The 2,543-nt window shown below is 43.9% G+C and carries 3 protein-coding genes; all 3 read left to right on the top strand.

Going from position 1 to position 2,543, the window contains the following annotated elements; genetic code table 11:
* Positions 1 to 75: 75 nt before the first annotated feature.
* On the top strand, positions 76 to 522 hold the full coding sequence (locus RMO27_RS00385; protein ID WP_309727973.1) for a hypothetical protein: 447 nt from the start codon (positions 76 to 78) through the stop codon (positions 520 to 522).
* A gap of 332 nt (positions 523 to 854) precedes the next feature.
* On the top strand, positions 855 to 1,865 hold the full coding sequence (gene galE, locus RMO27_RS00380; RefSeq protein WP_309727971.1) for a UDP-glucose 4-epimerase GalE: 1,011 nt from the start codon (positions 855 to 857) through the stop codon (positions 1,863 to 1,865).
* 277 nt (positions 1,866 to 2,142) lie between these two features.
* On the top strand, positions 2,143 to 2,543 hold a 401-nt coding region (locus RMO27_RS00375), incomplete at its 3' end, for an FKBP-type peptidyl-prolyl cis-trans isomerase (RefSeq protein WP_309727969.1).

The following is a 2,543-nucleotide window of genomic DNA, read 5'->3' as shown; positions in this document are numbered from 1 at the left end:
TAAATAATTCAGCAATAAGTCCACAAATATCGATCTATTCACTAGAATCGATTCAAGTTAGCTGAAGGTACGAAGATGGAATCAATCCAACAACAGATTAGTATCTTGACACGCAAAGTCGATCGAGTTTATCAAATTATCGATCGATTGAATCAGCATGTCTTTGAGAATCTAGATCGTCAGATTGTTAGCGGGGAAGAAACCTCCATCAAGCATCCGCTCAACCGCGAAGATTCACCCAATGGCGATTCACGGCGGATGTCCTCCGATCCTAACTATCGCAGCAATGGCTATGCAGATTTACCCATTGGTGCAAATTATCGCCGCGATACGCCTGAATGGGCGATTGCCCAGCAAGATATTTTGATTGACGGTAGTGGGGTCGAAATTAGCCACCACCAGATCAAAGAACAAGACTTATCGCCGCAAGTTCAGATCCAGCGTCTCACCGCGCAACTAACTGCTGCCTACAACCGGATTGCCGCGCTAGAGGAACAATTACTAGCCAAACGCTGGAAGTAGCCTATCATTGGTGCGATCTCGATCAATTCAGCCCATCCGACTCACTTATCGATCGATTCCAAGCTAGCAAAAGATTTTTTTGTCTGTGACTGTAATATTAGCCGAGCAAACCTGAGTTTCAGCCCTAAGCACAATCGCTAATTTCGATCGCTTGTATAAAATAATTGGTTATAGTAGTGGTAGTTGTTGGCGGAATGATTTGTCCGACCAGCAGTAAAAAATCAACTTTCCCACATCGGTAAATTTACTGAATCTTTAGCTGTTCAGTTCGACTTAATTGCCGATTATATTAACTTGCTCTCTAATACACTATCCATAATCTAGCCTAATTAATGAAGAAGAAAATTTTAGTAACGGGTGGTGCTGGCTATATCGGCTCCCACACGATCAAACAATTGGGTGAGGCTAATTACGATCTGGTCGTATACGATAACTTGTCCACTGGGAACACCGCTGCGATCTCTTATGGTGAGCTAGTTGTCGGCGATTTGGCTGATCGACAGCGACTAGCAGAACTCTTTGCGGAGCACAAATTCAATGCCGTGTTGCACTTTGCTGCGAGCATTTCCGTGCCGGATTCAGTCGTAAAACCACTCGAATATTATAGCAATAATACTGCGAACACTCTCAATCTCCTGCACTGCTGTCAACAATTCGACGTTAACAAATTGATCTTCTCTAGTACTGCTGCTGTCTATGGACAACCGGAAGTTAATCCCATCACGGAAGAAACCAGTCCTCAGCCGCTCAATCCCTACGGCAGTTCTAAACTAATGAGCGAACGCCTGATTAGAGATTATGCGGTAGCTTCCAATCTCAAATATGTGATTCTCCGCTACTTCAATGTTGCTGGTGCGGAAATCGGTGGTAGCTTGGGTCAAACGGGCAAAAAAGCCAGCCATCTGCTCAAAGTTGCGTGCGATGCTGCTTTAGGTCAACGATCGCATGTGGGTATCTTTGGGACTGATTTTGACACTCCAGATGGCACTGGCATTCGCGACTATATCCACGTTGACGATCTGGCAAGAGCACATGTTGATGCGCTGATTTATCTCAATGGCGATCATCCCAGTCAAATTCTCAATTGTGGCTATGGACAAGGCTACAGCGTCCGAGAAGTGATCGAAAAAGTTAAAGAAATTTCTGGTGTAGATTTCACTGTCATCGAAGCCGAGCGTCGTGCTGGCGATCCGGCTTGCGTAATTGCCGCAAACGATCGCATTACCAAAGTTTTGGGCTGGAAACCCCGTTTCAACGATCTCGATACGATCGTGCGGACTGCTCTAGATTGGGAAAAAAAATTAACAGCTAATTCACAGCCAATCAAAGAGTTAGTCGGTTAACGAGATCTCGATCTTCAGTCTCAGCCACAATGATAATCAAATGATCATTGTGGCTATTTTTATCGATCGAGACAATGTCTCAGAAATCGAATTCGCCATCATTAACGTTCGGCAAATTAGATCGATCGTTTTTAAATCCTCATACATCCAAAGTATCGATCTTTAAGCCTAAAAACAGCCGGATTTTTCTAATTAATTGTCGATCGATATTTTCAAAGTTTCTCTCAACTGAGATTAATCTATGATATGGTAATTAACAACAATTTGAGGTGCGCTGATGAAGAAAATTTTAGTCGGTTCGATGGGGATGCTTGGTGCGAGTGTTATGGTTTCATGCTTACAACTTGTGATGAGCAATAACGCGGCAACAGCCGTTGCGCATATTTCAGAGCAGCAGTTCGTCCAAAAACAGATCGCGTTAGCAGTAACTAAAAATGCTAAGACGATTACGACGCCTTCTGGCTTAAAATATACCGTGCTCAAGGCCGGGAAAGGAGCTATTGCCAAACCAGGCCAAAAAGTTTTCGTTCATTATACTGGTACGCTCACCAATGGTAAAAAGTTTGATAGTTCGCGCGATCGCGGCGAACCTTTTAGTTTTATCCTAGGTCAAGGACAAGTAATTGCCGGTTGGGATGAAGCTCTAAGTACGATGAAAGTCGGCGAGCGGCGGAAATT

Source organism: Chamaesiphon sp. OTE_75_metabat_556 (assembly GCF_031378165.1).
Lineage (GTDB): Bacteria > Cyanobacteriota > Cyanobacteriia > Cyanobacteriales > Chamaesiphonaceae > Chamaesiphon.
The sequence above is the reverse complement of the archived record's forward strand: the minus strand, read 5'-3'. Positions and strand labels throughout refer to the sequence as shown.

Bases quoted from the DNA above. Each gene is read 5' to 3' on its own strand.
- RMO27_RS00385 (WP_309727973.1), top strand. From the start codon at position 76: ATGGAATCAATCCAACAACAGATTAGTATCTTGACACGCAAAGTCGAT.
- galE (WP_309727971.1), top strand. From the start codon at position 855: ATGAAGAAGAAAATTTTAGTAACGGGTGGTGCTGGCTATATCGGCTCC.